The sequence below is a fragment of the Rhizobium sp. P1_B8 genome (genome assembly GCF_056406515.1).
The window spans coordinates 24,082-39,915 of the sequence record NZ_JBFTZZ010000009.1 but is presented as its reverse complement, the minus strand read 5'-3'; the positions used below and the strand labels follow the sequence as shown (position 1 = coordinate 39,915).

Here is a 15,834-nt window from a genome sequence, read left to right as displayed (position 1 = left end):
AAGAGGAACATAGACTTGAAATAAACGGGTCGTCTCGATGAGGCTGGCCACCTAGGCGCCATGACCGATATGGCAGGCCAGAAGGGACAGCTGCCGCCCATATCATCGGGTACTGGCTCCCAGCGATTCGCAGGTGCGCATCTCGGCATTTTTCAAACACAAGAAAGAAGGAAAAGATTCCTGTTGACAACAGAACATACATGGAACAAATTGAAAACATAACGAGTAAAGGAGAGCCCGATGACTGACATGATCCGTGATATCGCAGCATTCACCTCCATCGCAATGTTCGTTGCCAGCTTTTCGCTCATCGTCATGGCGCTCTAAAGTTTTCAGGGGACCGCATGGCAATCATGCGGTCCGGATGCGGGACTTCTTCTGGACATCATCGCCCTCTATGCCGACAATGAGTCCGATTCATTCGGGTGATTGGGAAGGCATGTCATGGCGGATACGGCAAAGGGTTCAACGGGTGAGGCGACCGGCGGTACGCCGGGCTTCATCCACCTGAGGGTCCATTCCGCCTATTCGCTTCTCGAGGGCGCGCTGCCGCTGAAGAAGATCCTCTACAAGGCGACCGGCGACAGCCAGCCGGCGATTGCGATTACCGACACCAACAATCTGTTCGTCGCCCTCGAATTCTCCCAGAAGGCGATGGAGGATGGCCTGCAGCCGATCATCGGCTGCCAGGTCTCGATCGACATGGAAGACGGGTTGGAAACGGAAAAGCGCGGCGGCCAGCAGGCCCTGGTCAAGCTGCCGGCGATCGTTCTTCTCGCTGCGACGGATGCCGGTTACGAAAGGCTGGTCGATCTCGTCAGCCGCGCCTATCTCGGCGGCGAGAGCAATCAGGCCGTTCATATCAGTGCCTCCTGGCTGGAGGAGGCAGGCACGGAAGGGCTGATCGCATTGACCGGCGCCCTGACCGGGCCGGTCGACGTGGCGATCAAGGTAGGCCATCCGGCCCAGGCGGAAGCCCGGCTGCTGACGCTGAAGCGTCTCTTCGGCGACAGGCTCTATGTCGAGCTGCAGCGGCACGGCACTTACGACAAGCGGCACGAGCAGAAGATTGTCGGGCTCGCCTATGCCCACGACCTGCCGCTGGTTGCGACCAACGAGGCGTTCTTTCCGACACGCGACGACTACGACGCCCATGATGCGCTGATGGCGGTTGCGCACAACGCCATCGTCTCCGACGACAGCCGCTTCCGGCTGACGCCGGATCATTATCTGAAGAGCCGGGCCGAGATGGCCAAGCTCTTCGCCGACCTGCCGGAAGCGCTGGAAAATACGATCGAGATCGCGAGGCGCTGCTCCTTCGTGCTGAAGACGCGAAAGCCGATCCTGCCGCGCTTCACCGGTGCGACCGACGATGCCGAGGAGGCCGAGCGCGCCGAGGCGAGCGAGTTGCGCCGCCAGGCGGTCCAAGGGCTGGACATGCGGCTTTCGACGCTCGGCATGTCGCCGGGTTACGAGGAGAAGGATTATCGCGAGCGGCTGGAATTCGAGCTCAGCGTCATCGAGCGCATGCGTTTCCCCGGTTACTTCCTGATCGTTGCCGACTTCATCAAATGGGCCAAGCAGCATGACATTCCGGTCGGTCCCGGCCGCGGTTCGGGCGCCGGTTCGCTGGTCGCCTATGCATTGACGATCACCGACGTTGACCCGCTGCGTTTTTCGCTGCTGTTCGAGCGCTTCCTCAATCCGGAACGCGTCTCGATGCCCGACTTCGACATCGACTTCTGCCAGGATCGCCGCGAAGAGGTGATCCGCTATGTCCAGGCCAAGTATGGCCGCGAGCAGGTGGCACAGATCATCACCTTCGGTTCATTGCAGGCGCGCGCCGCCCTTCGCGACGTCGGCCGCGTGCTGGAAATGCCCTATGGCCAGGTCGACAAGATCTGCAAACTGGTGCCGAACAATCCCGCCAATCCGACGCCGTTGTCCAAGGCGATCGAGGAAGAGCCGAAGCTGCAGGAGGAGGCGGCGAAAGAACCTGTGGTCGCGCGGCTGCTCGACATCGCCCAGAAGATCGAGGGGCTTTACCGCCATGCCTCGACCCATGCCGCCGGCATCGTCATCGGCGACCGGCCGCTTTCCAAGCTGGTGCCGATGTATCGCGATCCGCGCTCGGACATGCCGGTCACCCAATTCAACATGAAATGGGTGGAGCAGGCTGGCCTCGTCAAGTTCGACTTCCTCGGCCTGAAGACGCTGACGGTGCTGAAGGTTGCGGTCGATTTCGTCGCCAAGCTCGGCGTCAAGGTCGATCTCGCAGCCATTCCTCTCGACGACAAGAAGACCTACGAGATGCTGTCGCGCGGCGAGACGGTCGGCGTGTTCCAGGTGGAAAGTGCCGGCATGCGCAAGGCGCTGATCGGCATGAAGCCGGACTGCATTGAGGACATCATCGCGCTGGTGGCGCTTTACCGTCCCGGCCCGATGGAGAACATCCCGACCTACAATGCCCGCAAGCACGGCGACGAAGAGCTGGAATCGATCCATCCGATGATCGACCACCTGCTCAAGGAAACCCAGGGCGTCATCGTCTATCAGGAACAGGTGATGCAGATCGCCCAGGTGCTGTCCGGCTATTCGCTGGGCGAAGCCGACCTTCTGCGTCGCGCCATGGGCAAGAAGATCAAGGCCGAGATGGACCAGCAGCGCGAACGCTTCGTCGTTGGCGCCGTCAAGAATGGCGTATCGAAGCCGCAGGCCGACAATATCTTTGAACTGCTGGCGAAGTTCGCCAATTACGGCTTCAACAAGTCGCATGCCGCCGCCTATGCCATCGTCTCTTACCAGACGGCCTACATGAAGGCGCATTATCCGGTCGAATTCCTCGCCGCCTCGATGACGCTCGACATGTCCAACACGGAAAAGGTCAATGATTTCCGCCAGGATTCCAAGCGCCTCGGCATCGAGGTGATCGCGCCCTCGGTGCAGACTTCCTTCCGCCATTTCGAGACCGGCAACAACCGCATCTATTACGCGCTCGCCGCCCTCAAGGGCGTCGGCGAATCCGCCGTCGACCATATCGTCGAGGTGCGTGGCGACAAGCCCTTTGCCAGCATCGAGGATTTCTGCCTGCGCATCGATCCGCGTCAGGTCAATCGCCGCGTGCTCGAAAGCCTGATCTATGCCGGCGCCTTCGATTGTTTCGACATGGACCGCGCCCAGCTAGCAGCCGGCCTCGACCGCATTCTCGGTTATGCCCAGCGCGCCCAGGAGAACAAGCTGAGCGGCCAGTCGGACATTTTCGGCAGCACGTTGACGTCGGGGCCCGAGAAGATCTCCCTGCCGCCGTTCTCGCCCTGGCTCCCCTCCGAGCGGCTGCTCAAGGAATTCCAGGTGCTGGGCTTCTATCTCACAGCCCACCCGCTCGATTCCTACAACAACATCCTGCAGAAGATGCGGGTGCAGACCTTTGCCGAATTTTCCGCGGCCATCAAACAGGGCGCGGCCAATGCGCGCCTTGCCGGCACCGTCATCTCGAAGCAGGAGCGCAAGACCCGCTCCGGCAACAAGATGGGCATCATCGTCTTCTCCGATTCTTCGGGCCAGTTCGAAGCGGTGCTGTTTTCGGAAATGCTGAACCAGTATCGCGACGTGTTGGAGTCAGGAAAATCCTTCGTGCTGACCGCGACGGGTGAGGAGCGGCCGGAGGGCATCGGCCTGCGCATCCAGACGATCCAGTCGCTGGAGGAAAAGTCGCTGCAGATGCAGAAGGCGCTGCGCGTCTATGTCCGCGATTCCGGACCGCTGAGAATGGTTGCCGGCCATTTGAACGCCAAGGGCGACGGCCTCGTTTCCTTCATCGTCATCAAGGAGGAGGGCAAACGCGAGGTGGAAGTGGCGCTGCCGGAGAAATACCGCATCACGCCGGAGATCGCCGCCGCCCTTCGTGCGGCCCCCGGCGTCGTCGACGTCGAGCTTGTCTGATCAGCCTAAAGCGCGCCGCGACAATCCGGATTCATGCGACGCGCTTTAAGTCTTTGATTTGTGCATGTTTTTAGCCCGAAACCGCTGCGCACTTTTGGGCGACACGCATCAGAGCATGATGCCGAAAAGTGTCAGCGGTTTTCGGGCGACATCATGCTCTAACTATTTAGTGTTGAACAGGATTCAGATTTTAGGCCGACCCGGCTTAAAATCATCCTGTTCTAGCGTGATGGCCATCACCCGCGGGTGATTGTGATGAAATCCGTGCCTTCGCCGGTCTCCCGGCCGACGCCGGTATCGGAGATCGTCAGCGTCGAGCCGGGCGCGATGAGGGCGTCGATCTTGCGGCGGGTCTCATCGGGGATGGTAATCCGGCTGAGCGAACGGGCGATCGGCTTGCCTGTAATGATCGAGCTTTCCTGATTGGTAATGCCGAGCCGCTTCATCGTCTCGCGAGACAGATTGTTCTCGAGCGTGATGCCGAGCCAGTCGGCCGTGCCGGCCCTTTCATCGACTGCATGCAGCGTGAAGAAATGTGTGCCGAGCGCCAGTCCCGGATCGGTGATCGTCACCGGCGCTTCGAAGATCGGCTTGAAGGCCTGCCGCACCATGATGACGCCGTTCGGCGGCTCGCCCTTGCCAGCCGCGGCATAGACTTCTCGGAGGAGCGTGTCGGAGACCAGGCTCTTGTCGGCGGCAAATTCCGCCGGCCGCAGCGTCTTGAAAGCCTTGATCGCCTGCACGGTCGACGGACCGAGCAAGCCGTCCGGATTGCCGGCGGAAAAACCGAGCTGGTTGAGCAGGGCCTGGATGTCGATCACCGTCTCGCGGAGCGTTCGGCGCGTAATCAGCATGCTGATCGGCTCGGACGGCGGCTCGGGTTCGGGCGCCGCAATCGGCTGCGCTGCCGGCATGGGCATCGCAGCGGTATCGTTCATCGCCACCTGCACCGGCTTCTCGGGGCTGTCGGGCATGGAGGGCCGCAGTTCGACGTCCGAAAGCAGCGGCATCGCCGCCGGTGCCTCCGGATGGAAAAGGGTCGGATGGTCGATCGGCTGCGGCACCAGTTCACCGTCGCTGATAATGACGGGGACACCGGGATCGGTCATCCCATAGAGCATTTTTGCGAAGGCGCCGGGCATGCGCACGCAGCCATGCGAGGCCGGATAACGCGGCACGGAATTGGATTCGTGCAGGGCGATGCCCGACCAGGTCAGCCTTTGCATGAACGGCATCGGGGCCGCCGAATAGAGATTGGATTCGTGGTATTTCTGCTTTTCCAGCACCGAGAAGATGCCGCTCGGCGTCGTGTGGCCGTCCTTGCCGGTCGAGACCTTCGAGGTCGCGACGACCTCGGTGCCGTCATAGACCGCAAGCGACTGCTTGTCCTTCGAGACGAAGATCTGCAGCGTGCGCGCAGCATCCGCGGCAAGAGCAGGGTGCACGAGTGCGGTGGCCGACAGCAAGCCGAGGCCGAAGACGAGACGCGAGAACATGATACCCAACCATACGCAATACTTGCCCGGCACATTATGGGACGAAGTTTAAGGAAGATTTTATAGGCCGCCTGGCTGACAGGCCTCACGCGTTAGAGCGCCGCGCGTCTTTTCTGACGCGCTAAGGACGCTCTATCACTTTGAATCTGCGCATAACCCCGAAAATCGATGCAGATTTTCGGGATTATGCGCTAGTGATCGCGCTTGCTGTTGCCGAACGTATAGCCGGTCTCGACCGTTCGCTTGCCGAACTTGTCGCGCAGCTTGTCCATCGCCGCTTCGGCGGCGGCTCGCCGGCCCGATTGCTGGTCGATCAGATCGGGCGGATCGGCGCGGGCGGCATCGCCGAGATCAGTGACGCCGATGCCGATCAGGCGGAATTTCGTACCGTCAGTCTCTTTTTCGAGAAGCTCGAGCCCGGTGCGGAAGATCTTGTCGGCAAGCTGGGTCGGGTCTTCGAGCCTGCGGTTGCGGGTGCGCGATTTGAAATCGGCGCTCTTCATCTTCAGAACCACGGTCTGGCCGGCAATGCCGTTTTTTTTCAGCCGCCAGGAGACCTTTTCGGAGAGGTTGCGCAGGATCGGCACCAGATCGTCATAACGTGAGATATCGTCAAAGAAAGTCGTCTCGGACGAGACGCTCTTGGCCGCATCGTTGAGATGCACTTCGCGGTCGTCTATGCCGCGCGACAGCCGGGCGAGCCGCTGACCGATGCTGCCGTAGCGGCGCATCAGGTCGTTTTCCTCCATCTGCTGCAATTGGCTGATGGTGCGGATGCCGTCCGCCTCCAGCGTCGCCGCAAAGGCCTTGCCGACGCCCCAGATCGTGGTGACGGGACGCGGTGCCAGGAACTCTACCGCTTCCTCGCGGCCGATGACCGAAAAGCCGCGCGGCTTCTGCAGGTCGGAGGCGACCTTGGCGAGGAATTTGCAGTAGGAAAGCCCGACCGAAACGGTGATGCCGATCTCCCTTTCGATGCGACGAGCGAATTTGGCCAGCGTACGCGCCGGGGGATCGTGATGCAGCCTCTCGGTACCGCCGAGCTCCAGGAAGGCCTCGTCGATCGATAGCGGCTGCACCAGCGGCGTCAGATCTTGCATCATTGCGCGCACCTGGCGCCCGACACGGACATATTTCTCCATGTCGGGGCGGATGACGATCGCCTCAGGGCATGCCTCCAGCGCCTTGAACATCGGCATGGCCGAACGCACGCCGTGGATACGGGCGATATAGCAGGCAGTGGAAACCACACCCCGTTTGCCGCCGCCGATGATGACAGGCTTGTCGGCAAGCTCCGGATTGTCGCGTTTCTCCACTGCTGCGTAGAAGGCGTCGCAATCGATATGTGCAAGCGTCAATGCGTAGAGTTCGCGATGGCGCACGAGACGGGGGCTGCCGCAGGAAACGCAGCGGCGCGCCTCGCCCTTCTGCTCGGCAAGGCAGTCGCGACAGAAGCCGGGTGTCTTGTCAGGGGCGGGTGTCATGATGAGAACAAAGATTGAACGTGGCGAGGTTACGCCTTAAGCTTCCGAGTCTCAAGAGAGGGCGGGAGCTTTGCCTTTGGATAACGATCTTCGTTTCGAGCCGGTAACGCCAGCACGCTGGGACGATTTCGAAATCGTGTTCGGGCCGCAGGGTGCCTTCTATAATTGCTGGTGCGTGGCGCTGCGCCTGCCGCATGCGATAAGGACTGAGATGGCGGCCGACGAACGCAAGGCGCATATGCGGGGACGGATCAAGGCGGGTCCGCCGCCTGGCATCCTCTGTTATGCCGAGGGCGCGCCGGTCGCCTGGGTGCAGGTCGGGCCGCGCCACGACGTGCCGCAGTTCAATTCGCCGCGCACCGTCTCGCGGCCGCTGGAAGAGGGAGATGCGCAGGATCCATCAATCTGGGCCGTCAGTTGCTTCTTCCTGCTGCCCAAACTGCGCGGCAAGGGAATGAGCCACCGCCTGCTCGCCGGCGCGATCGACCATGCGCGGCGCCAGGGAGCACGGCTGCTCGAAGCCTGTCCGATCGATCATGTGAAGCAGTCGAAATCAGTGACGCTCTGCATCGGCTCGACGGCGATCTTCGATGCGGCCGGTTTCGAGACGGTAGCGCGGCGCAAGGACGGTCGTCCGCTCATGCGGCTGGAACTGCGCGCGTGAACGTGCCGGAAACAAAATGCGCCTCGATGAGCTCGGCCGCGTGCGTCCAGTCGGTGGCGCGGGTGATGTCGTCGGCCGCCGCTGGCGCGAAACGATGGACGGGCGAGTTAGGCATCAGGTGAATCAGCAGGCAATCGGCGACGTGTTCCCTAACGGAATGCAGATTGCGCGCCATATCATCAATGAAGACGACGGGAAGGGAGCGGCTGGCATGCAATGCGTGAACGATCGGCCCTTTGGGTTGTTCGGTGGCAAGCAGCGGAAAGAGCAGGCCCATCCTGTCCAGCAGCCGACGGCGCTGGTCCTGGAACCGCGGCTGCATGGCTGTCAGGAAAAGGATGTCGGCCTCTTCCGAAAGTCGGTCGAGCGTTTCGACCACGCGGTCGAGCGGCGTCTGCCACAGCTCTTGGGCCTCGAAGAATTCCTCGATCAGCCGGCTGACCTCATGATCTTCGATCTCCACGCCGTCGGCTTGCGAGACGATGTTGCCATGAAGCCGGAACGATCGCGGCAGAAACGTGTGGCCCCGGCTCTGAAGGAAAAGCTGGAAGGGACCGATGAACTGCAACACGACGTCGTCGACGTCACAGACGATCAACGGCCGCTTGCCGAGGCGGATGTGCGAGATATCGAATTCTTCGGAGGCCACGATCAGTATTCTCCGGAATCGAGGCCCGGCGAAGAGAAATGCTGCCAGGCGCCGGTCACCGTCTCCGGGCTTATGCCGCTCGCCGCGCAGAAGGCCATGGCTGTCGGTTCGTGGTTCATCAGAAAATCCATCAGGCCGGCGAGGAATCCGGGATCGTTGACGGCGTTGCGCACCTGGCCGGGCGCCACACCCGTCAGGGCGAGAAAGCGGCCGAACATTTCGGGATCATCGGCAAGCCAGCCGAGCACGGCGATCGCCGTCTCGTGCGGGTCGGCAGCCTGTTGTTTCGAAGTCTTGAAGTTGCTTTGCATTTCGCTGGGTAAGTTACCTTTTCTTCAACCAAATACCGGTAGCGTGCGCTATCGGTTTCACGGAGCTATTTGTCCGCATGTGCCTTTGTCATGGGACGAACCGCTGCGCGAACGGACGTAGGGACAGCTTGTCATGCCCAAACAGGTGATGATTGTAGAAGATAACGAGCTCAACATGAAGCTCTTTCGCGACCTCATCGAGGCGTCCGGCTATACGACGATCCAGACCAGAAACGGCATGGAGGCGCTCGATCTGGCGCGCAAGCATCGTCCCGACCTCATCCTGATGGATATTCAGCTTCCCGAGGTCTCCGGCCTCGAAGTTACGAAGTGGCTGAAGGAAGACGACGAGCTGCACGTGATTCCCGTCATTGCCGTTACGGCTTTCGCGATGAAGGGGGACGAGGAGCGGATCCGCCAAGGCGGCTGCGAGGCCTATGTTTCAAAGCCGATCTCGGTTCCGAAATTCATCGAGACGATCAAGACCTATCTGGGCGATGCCTGACGCATCGGAAAGACGCTTATGACTGCGCGAATACTGGTGGTTGACGATATTCCGGCCAACGTGAAGCTGCTCGAAGCGCGGCTGCTTGCGGAGTATTTCGACGTGATGACCGCAGCGGACGGCTACACGGCACTGGCGATCTGCGAGCGCAATCAAGTCGATCTCATTCTGCTCGACATCATGATGCCCGGCATAGACGGTTTCGAGGTCTGCGAGCGGCTGAAGGCCAGCCAGAAGACCGCCCATATTCCAGTCGTCATGGTCACCGCGCTCGACCAGCCGACCGATCGCGTACGCGGCCTGAAGGCCGGCGCTGACGATTTTCTCACCAAGCCGGTCAACGATCTGCAGCTGATCTCCCGGGTGAAGAGCCTGCTGCGGCTGAAGACGTTGAGCGATGAGCTGCGCATCCGCGCCGACACCGCCCATACGATGGGCATCGACGACCTCACGCGGGCAGGCGAGGGCCGCGCCGACGAGACCGCTCAGGTCCTGCTCGTCGACGGCCGCGCCAATTCGCAGGAGCGCATCATCAAGGCGCTGAAGCCCGTCGCCGACGTGCTTGCCCTCTCCGATCCGCAGGCCGCCCTCTTCGAGGCGGCCGAAAGCGCCTTCGATCTCGTCATCGTCAATGCCAACTTCGACGATTACGATCCGCTTCGCCTCTGCTCGCAGCTGCGTTCGCTGGAGCGCACGCGCTTTCTGCCGGTCCTGATCATCACTGAGCAAGGCGCTGACGACATGGTCGTGCGCGCGCTCGATCTCGGCGTCAACGACTACATCATCCGCCCGGTCGATCCCAACGAACTGGTCGCCCGTAGCCTGACGCAGATCCGCCGCAAGCGCTACAACGACCGGCTGCGCGCCAGCGTCAAGCAGACGATCGAGCTTGCCGTGACCGATCCGCTGACCGGCCTTTATAACCGGCGCTATCTCGACAATCACCTGAACGTGCTTTTCAACCGTTCTATGGCGCGGGGCCGGCCGCTTTCGGTGCTGATCACCGATATCGACCGCTTCAAGCATGTGAACGACACCTACGGCCATGACGGCGGCGATGAGGTGCTGCGGGAATTCGCAAATCGCGTCCGTTCGACCATCCGCGGTGCCGATCTCGCCTGCCGCTACGGTGGAGAGGAATTCGTTGTTGTGATGCCCGACACCTCGCCGGAAATTGCCGCCGCCGTCGCCGAGCGCCTGCGTGCGGCGATCGAAAACGCTCCCTTCATGCTGAAACACGCCGGAGAAGCGCTGAATGTCACTGCTTCGTTCGGCATCGCCTCGCGCATTACGTCGGTGCTGACACCGGACCAGCTGATGAAACAGGCAGATCTGGCCCTTTACGAGGCCAAAAATACCGGCCGCAACCGTGTGGTCGCCGCAGCCGCCTGACGAATCACTTGCCGCCATATGCGCCATTTGCGGGTTTTCCACTGCGGTAAGCGAATTGTTACCGATTTTTAATCTTCGCCTGTGCACTGCGGGGCGAAAAAATTGCAGCTCAATAGCCCAAAAATGGACTCGCCGCGTTGCCGCGGATGTGGTGCCGCGCGATAGTCTTGAGAGCGTCAGGCCGTAGCTCAAAATGAAATGAAGACTATAAAAAATGCCTGCCGCCGACAGGGTCAAATAGATTGCGGCGGCGTCACCTCACGTAAGGGGAGGGGTGGCGTAAGTTATTAAGTTATATTGTCGAATTTCTTGGAAAGAGCAGGCGCTACGCTTTGATCCAAAGCAGAGACGGCAAATCTTTGTATGTCCCAAATCTGGACTTTTAACCATAGAATCAAGATGAGAAAATTCATCATTAAGAATTTGTTGATTTTCTTTCATTTTTGCGCAAATTATCGGCTCATAAGAGAAGCGCTCCCGTTGAGGAGTTGTCGATACCCCATGATGCTCAGGTCCGCCGCATCTCCTGGGTCGTGGGGTCGGTCGGCTAGTAGGCAAGTTATAGCGGTTCCTCGTGCCGTTTTGCATGCTGGCCGACCCCCTTTCAAGAAAACGCCGCCACTTCCCGACGATGGAAGGGCGGCGTTTTGTCTGTTTGCGCTATCATCTTGAAAACCACAAAGCCGGACAATAAAAAACGCGCAACCCGAAGGCGCGCGCTTTTGTGAAATCCGTCAGGCCAAGTGATTACTTGATCTTGGTTTCCTTGAACTCGACATGCTTCTTTGCAACCGGGTCGTACTTCGTCTTCGTCATCTTGTCCGTCATCGTGCGGCTGTTCTTCGTGGTGACGTAGAAGAAACCGGTGTCGGCTGTCGACAGCAGCTTGATCTTGATTGTTGTAGCCTTGGCCATGGTCGTCCTGCCTTTAAGAAAATGAAAGCCGTGGAAGCCGGATGGGCTCCACGGCAAATCCTGGCGCGAAACTACGAATCCCGCCCGAAAAGTCAAGCCCGTTTTCGAATGAACATCAGTCTGATGCCCGAAAGTAGGGCGTAAAGACCGAAGAAAGCGGCAATCGCCCAGGCAAACCCGTTATTTCCAGCGACATCGATCGCCGCGCCGATCGCCTGCGGACCGGCCACGGTCCCCATCGCATAACAGAAGACAAAGGCAGCATTGGCTGCCGCAAGATCGGAGCCGGTCAGCCGCGAGCCGAGATGGCTGAGGCCGACCGTATAGAGGCCTGAGACGCAGCCGCCCCAGAAAAGCAGGAGCCCGGCCATCAGAAGCCAGTTGTCGAGCAGTAGCGGCAACATCATCGAGCCGATGAAGCCCATCAGGGCCATGCCGGCCAGAAGCGGCCGCTTGTCGGCGATGCGGTCGGAAAGCAGGCCGAGCGGGATCTGAAAGATGACGTTGCCGACGCCCATCATGGTGAGCAGCAGCGCGGCCTGCGATTCGGTGAAATGGGCGCGCACGGCAAAGATCGGGAAAAGCGACAGCCCGCCGGCCTCCACCGCGCCGAAGATGAAGACCGCCGCCGTCGCCGTCGGCACCAGGAAAACGTAGCGCATGAAATGCAGCTCCGGTTTTTCCTCGAGCACCGGGCTCTCGTCGCGGGCGATGAAGATCGGGATGGCCGCAAGCAGGATGGCGGCGGCGCCGATCAGGAATGGGAAGATGCCGTCGCTGCCGAGGACCGAAAAGAGCAGAGGTCCGGCCGCAAAGCCAAGGGAAAGCACCGTCGCATAGATGCCGAGCACGAAACCGCGCTTGGAAGGCGGCGAAGCGGCGTTGATCCAGAATTCGGAGAGGATGAACAGCGTCGTCGTCGCGCCATGGAAGGCGAAGCGCAGCGGAAACCACATCCAGAAATCCTGGGCGTAATAGAAACCGAGCGCGCTCAGCGCCGAAATCAGCACGGCCCAGAGCATTGTCGGCGCAACGCCGTATTTATGGGCGAGTTTGGTGGTGATCGGTGCGGCGGCCATCGCCGCGACCCCGGCCATCGCCGTGTTGAGCCCGATCAGGGTGGACGAGATGCCGCGTTTTTCGAGGATGATGCTGAGAAGCGGGAGACCGAGGCCGATTGCTATGCCAACGGCAGATATGGACGAGATGGCTGCCACCAGAGAAGGCCAATGGATTTCTTCGACATCGCCCGGTGTGCCGGTTCTCGGCTGAGACATTTATCCATCCTTAGAAAGCTGCGCGAACGAAACGGCCGATTCCCGTCAGATAGATAGACACAGACGTGCCAAATCCAGGTGACGGATGCCGCTTCGCAGTATTTCCGATGTGAGTGACCATCTGCGGAATGTAAAGCCCGTTGGGGCAAGAAATGCTTACCATGTCAGGTCTTGAGGATCTTCGGCTCTCGCATTCGGGTGGTGGTCGGTGGAGGGCTGGCACTACACGTTAAATATGTCTGGAAGGTGAAGGCGCTAATTCGGCCGGCCGGGGATGTCATAATCGTCCGGACCGTCACTCTCGCCACCGAAGCCGTGCATGCGCAGCGCCCATTGCAGACCGATGACCCCGCCCTTGATCGGCTGGATCGAGGCAAGCGCGGTGATGACGGTGATCGGCGCCCAGATGGCGATATGCACCCAGACCGGCAGCACGAAAGTCATGTCGGTCAGCATATAGCCGCCGACCACGACGTGGCCGAGGACGAGGATGACGATATAAGGCGGCAGGTCGTCCGCGCGTTGGTGATGCATCGCCTCGCCGCAGGCCGCGCAATGATCGACCGGTTTCAGGAAGGCACGAAAGAGCTTGCCGTTGCCGCAGGCCGGGCACCGGTTCATCAGCCCGCGCATGATGGAGCGCCCAAGCGGACGCTCGACCTCGGGCGCATCCCCGTAGCGGGCAACCGGATCGGTCGGTGTGCTCATCGCATGTTCCTCTTTCAGCCGAAAGCATCGGATTCGTCTTGTGAACCACGTCCAACGCCGGCGATCTTCGTTGTTGCAGCGTTTTGCCGAAAACCAGCGTCCGCTTTCGGCGCGATGCTTAGTGGCGTCCGCGTGGCGGCCTTGTTCCAGGTTTCTTGCGGACCTGGCCTCTGTCGCGGCGGCCCGCCTTGTGGAAGGAGCGCACCGCTGCAGGCATCTCGCGGCCCTCGCTGATCATCTCGAAACGCAGCGCGCCGGCAAGCGGGATCGCTTCGGCAAGCTTCACGGTAACGCTATCGCCCAGGCGATAACCGAGCCCTGTTCGTTCACCCGAGAGTGCCTGATGCGCCTCGTCATAGATGAAATAATCGGTGCCGAGCGTAGATATAGGGACGAAACCATCGGCGCCATAGTCTGGCAGGGCGACAAAAAGCCCCGATTTCGTCACGCCCGAGACCCGTCCGGCAAACTCCTCGCCGACGCGGCCGCTGAGGTGATGCGCGATCAGCCGGTCTACGGTCTCGCGCTCGGCTGCCATCGCCCGACGCTCGAAGGTCGAGATTTCGGCGGCGATATCGTCGAGCGCCGCCTCTTCGTCGGGTGTGATGCCGCCTTCGCCGAAACCGAGCGAGCCGACAAGCGCGCGGTGCACGATGAGATCGGCATAGCGGCGGATCGGCGAGGTGAAGTGGGCGTATTTCATCAAATTGAGGCCGAAATGGCCGATATTCTCAGGGCCGTAGATCGCCTGGCTCTGCGAACGCAGCACCATCTCGTTGACCATGGTCTGGTGCGGCGTGCCGTCCGCCTTCGCCAGGATGCCGTTGAAGTTGTTGGCGCGCATGTTGCCGCCCTTGGCAAGCGAGATGCCGAGCGTGGCCAGGAACTCACGCAGGATCTCCTGCTTGGCAAGCGTCGGGCCGTCATGAATGCGATAGATCAGCGGCTGCCGCTTCTTTTCCAGCGTCTCGGCGGCGCAGACATTCGCCTGGATCATCATCTCTTCGATCAGCTTGTGCGCGTCGAGCCGTGGCGGCACGACGACCCGGTCGACCGTACCGTCGGGCTTCAGCAGGATCTTGCGCTCCGGCATGTCGAGTTCGAGCGGCTGGCGCCGGTCGCGTCCGCGCTTCATCACCTCATAGGCGTGCCAGAGCGGCTTCAGGATTGGCCCGAGCATCGGTCCGGTCTGATCGTCCGGTTTGCCGTCGATCGCTGCCTGGGCCTGCTGGTAGGACAGCTTGGCCGCGCTCTTCATCATGATGCGATGGAAAGTGTGGCCGATCTTGCGGCCTTCGCCGGAAAAGCTCATGCGCACGGCGAGCGCCGGACGGTCGACGCCTTCCTTCAGCGAGCAGAGATCGTTGGAGATGCGCTCCGGCAGCATCGGCACGACGCGATCCGGGAAATAGACCGAGTTGCCGCGCTTCAGCGCCTCGCGGTCGAGCGGTGAATTGGGGCGGACATACCAGGAGACGTCGGCAATCGCGACAGTGACGATGACGCCGCCGGGATTGTCGGGCGAGGGGTCGAGCTCGGCATAGACGGCGTCGTCATGGTCCTTGGCATCGGCCGGGTCGATGGTGATCAGCGGCACGTCGCGCCAATCCTCGCGATGCGACATGCTGGCCGGTTTTGCGGCGTCCGCCTCAGCGATGACGGCCGGCGGGAAGACATGCGGGATGCCGTGCGCATGAATCGCGATCATCGAGATCGCCTTTTCCGAACCGACGGAACCGACGACGGAGAGAACCTTGGCGCGCGGAAGGCCGAAACGGCCGAGACGGGCGATTTCGACTTCGACCAGATCGCCGTCCGTGGCGCCGCCGGTGAAGTCGGGATCGATCACCATCTCCTCGCCGCGCCGTTCGATCGGCAGCAGACGGCCGCCGCCGCCCGGTGCCGTGCGGAAAACGCCCATCGAGGCGCCGCGGCGCCTGTCGATCACCTTGATGATCCGCGCCGTATAGGCTGGCCCGCCGCGATCGACGGCCGGGAAGATCTTCGCCAGGATGCGGTCGCCGAGCCCGGCGACGGGCGCCTTGCCCTTGCCCTGGCGGCCTGCGGGCGATTGCTGGCGGATGCTGACGGCGGGTGCTACGCCTTGGTCTTCCGGCCATTCCGCCGGCCGGCCGATCAGATCGCCATCCTTGTCGCGCGTGGTGATATCGAGAACCGTGACGGGCGGCAGCGCACCGGGACGGATCAGCGACTTGCGGTTCTTCTGCAGCATGCCTTCCTGCTCGAGCTCCTGCAGCATGTGCTTGAGTTCGACACGGTTGTCGCCCTTCAGGCCGAAAGCCTTGGCGAGTTCGCGTTTGGACGCTTTCTGCGGGTGATCGGCGATGAAGCGCAGGATCACCTCGCGCGAAGGCAGCGCGCCATGGACGATGTTCAGCGGCTCGACGGCGGGGGCATCCTTGCCGGCGCGGCCGATCTTGCCCGGACGCTTGCCCGCAGGGTTCGTTCTATCGCGCGGTATCCTGCTCAC

The 15,834-nt window shown here is 61.2% G+C and carries 12 protein-coding genes; 4 read left to right on the top strand and 8 right to left on the bottom strand.

Annotated elements, in window-relative coordinates; genetic code table 11:
- The first annotated feature begins 444 nt into the window (after positions 1 to 444).
- Entirely contained in the window at positions 445 to 3,942 is a 3,498-nt protein-coding gene (dnaE, locus tag AC1D2N_RS13220) for a DNA polymerase III subunit alpha (protein WP_130652194.1), read from the top strand.
- A gap of 236 nt (positions 3,943 to 4,178) precedes the next feature.
- Here dnaE and AC1D2N_RS13215 read toward each other — a convergent pair whose 3' ends face one another.
- Positions 4,179 to 5,438: a L,D-transpeptidase family protein gene (locus AC1D2N_RS13215; protein WP_130652195.1), complete on the bottom strand. Its 1,260-nt coding sequence runs from the start codon at positions 5,436 to 5,438 to the stop codon at positions 4,179 to 4,181.
- A 191-nt stretch (positions 5,439 to 5,629) separates the two neighbouring features.
- Positions 5,630 to 6,922 (bottom strand): DNA polymerase IV, encoded by a 1,293-nt coding sequence (locus AC1D2N_RS13210; RefSeq protein WP_028733671.1) that lies wholly within the window; start codon positions 6,920 to 6,922, stop codon positions 5,630 to 5,632.
- 76 nt (positions 6,923 to 6,998) lie between these two features.
- Between AC1D2N_RS13210 and AC1D2N_RS13205 the strand changes: the two genes are divergently transcribed.
- Positions 6,999 to 7,586 (top strand): GNAT family N-acetyltransferase, encoded by a 588-nt coding sequence (locus tag AC1D2N_RS13205; protein ID WP_130652196.1) that lies wholly within the window; start codon positions 6,999 to 7,001, stop codon positions 7,584 to 7,586.
- Here the strand turns inward: AC1D2N_RS13205 and AC1D2N_RS13200 are convergent.
- Positions 7,561 to 8,235, bottom strand: coding sequence for a hypothetical protein (locus tag AC1D2N_RS13200; RefSeq protein WP_018447554.1), 675 nt, complete (start codon positions 8,233 to 8,235; stop codon positions 7,561 to 7,563). The two genes, AC1D2N_RS13205 and AC1D2N_RS13200, sit on opposite strands and share 26 nt — an antisense overlap.
- 2 nt (positions 8,236 to 8,237) lie before the next feature.
- Positions 8,238 to 8,546: a DUF3572 domain-containing protein gene (locus AC1D2N_RS13195; protein WP_018241613.1), complete on the bottom strand. Its 309-nt coding sequence runs from the start codon at positions 8,544 to 8,546 to the stop codon at positions 8,238 to 8,240.
- A 133-nt stretch (positions 8,547 to 8,679) separates the two neighbouring features.
- Here AC1D2N_RS13195 and AC1D2N_RS13190 point away from each other — a divergent pair, with 133 nt between their 5' ends.
- Both AC1D2N_RS13190 and AC1D2N_RS13185 read left to right on the top strand, forming a co-directional pair.
- Positions 8,680 to 9,051, top strand: a complete 372-nt coding sequence (locus AC1D2N_RS13190; RefSeq protein WP_003547430.1) for a response regulator — start codon at positions 8,680 to 8,682, stop codon at positions 9,049 to 9,051.
- Between the two features lie 18 nt (positions 9,052 to 9,069).
- A complete protein-coding gene (locus AC1D2N_RS13185; protein ID WP_047622597.1) occupies positions 9,070 to 10,443 on the top strand; it encodes a PleD family two-component system response regulator in 1,374 nt (457 codons plus the stop codon).
- 747 nt (positions 10,444 to 11,190) lie between these two features.
- Here the strand turns inward: AC1D2N_RS13185 and rpmG are convergent.
- The 4 genes from rpmG to rnr form a co-directional block, all read right to left on the bottom strand.
- Positions 11,191 to 11,358: a 50S ribosomal protein L33 gene (gene rpmG / locus AC1D2N_RS13180; RefSeq protein ID WP_003547442.1), complete on the bottom strand. Its 168-nt coding sequence runs from the start codon at positions 11,356 to 11,358 to the stop codon at positions 11,191 to 11,193.
- Between the two features lie 92 nt (positions 11,359 to 11,450).
- Positions 11,451 to 12,635 carry an MFS transporter gene (locus tag AC1D2N_RS13175; protein WP_018241615.1) on the bottom strand — a complete coding sequence of 395 codons (1,185 nt, stop codon included), beginning with the start codon at positions 12,633 to 12,635 and terminating at the stop codon, positions 11,451 to 11,453.
- Between the two features lie 255 nt (positions 12,636 to 12,890).
- On the bottom strand, positions 12,891 to 13,343 hold the full coding sequence (locus AC1D2N_RS13170) for a DUF983 domain-containing protein (protein ID WP_018447557.1): 453 nt from the start codon (positions 13,341 to 13,343) through the stop codon (positions 12,891 to 12,893).
- A 118-nt stretch (positions 13,344 to 13,461) separates the two neighbouring features.
- On the bottom strand, positions 13,462 to 15,834 hold the full coding sequence (rnr, locus tag AC1D2N_RS13165) for a ribonuclease R (protein WP_130652197.1): 2,373 nt from the start codon (positions 15,832 to 15,834) through the stop codon (positions 13,462 to 13,464).